The 1,046-nt window shown below is 64.9% G+C and carries 1 protein-coding gene; it reads left to right on the top strand.

Annotated features, from left to right (window positions below; all coding sequences use genetic code 11):
- Window positions 1-224 precede the first annotated feature (224 nt).
- Complete coding sequence (locus tag OTB20_RS42240) at window positions 225-584, top strand: hypothetical protein (protein WP_267825193.1); 360 nt, start codon at window positions 225-227, stop codon at window positions 582-584.
- Window positions 585-1,046: the final 462 nt, after the last annotated feature.

Genomic DNA, 1,046 nt, shown 5'->3' on the forward strand with positions numbered 1-1,046 from the left:
GAGACACCGGGCGGCCAGGTGAGGGCAACCATCGAGGGCAACCGACTGAAAGCCATACCCGGTGTCTCTGGATCTCCGGACCTTACGACTGGCCCATCCGACCCATCAACAACGTAGGACCGACTGAGAACTGTGCTTTGCAGTGCCCTTGAGTAGAGAGCACCTCAACCGAGTGCGCCCACCGCTTCCCGGCGGGGACTCGGCGGGTCTGGCGTGGCTCAGCAATGAACGGAGACCGTGCGGCAGCGCTGGAGCGGTTCGTCACCGGCCGGTACCCCGCCGCAGGCGCCGCCCAATCACCTCCGAGCTGCACTCCGTCACGCCTGCCTGGTGGGCTGAGGCAGCTTTACCGGCTCGCGAAGCAGCGGCCGGGTGCCCTCGGAACCCAGAACAACATCCTGCCCGAGCCATTGCTGCACACCGACCAGCTCGGGGAGATGCTCGTCTTCGGCGCCGAGAACCAAGGAGGCTTCTTCTGGTCGGTCCTGTGGACGCTTGACGGGCTTGAGGCCGATCCGACCCTCTGGTTCTGTGAACTCGACGAGGAGCCGATCGCCGAACAGGAACCGCTCAGCGGCTTCTGATCCGGTTCTTCGCTCTTCGAGGCTGCTATGGGCGCCGACTACCTGGCCCTGACCCGCAGACTCACGGCACCACAGGTCGAGCAACTCACCCAAGTACTGCACCTCGTGCCCTGCGTCCCTTCTGGCCCCGGGCACCGATCCACTCCTACGTAGCCCCGGCCTCGTCGTGCCGGTCAGCAGCGAGGCTGGCGAGGAATTCGATGTGGGGGTCGGCGCTACCCATCGAAGTGCCCTGGAGCCGCTGGCCGGCCTTCCTGTCGACTGGACCCGCTTCGACGGCTGACCGTCCCGAGATCAGCGGCGGGCCGGCGCCGTGCCGAGCAATCAATATGCCTGTAAACGCAGAAAAGCCCCGTACCAGTTTCCTGGTACGGGGCTTTCTACAATAATTGTTCGGCGGCGTCCTACTCTCCCACAGGGTCCCCCCTGCAGTACCATCGGCGCTGAAAGGCTTAGCTTCCG

Origin of the sequence: Streptomyces sp. H27-H1, assembly GCF_026627445.1 — a bacterium.
Classification (GTDB): Bacteria; Actinomycetota; Actinomycetes; order Streptomycetales; family Streptomycetaceae; genus Streptomyces.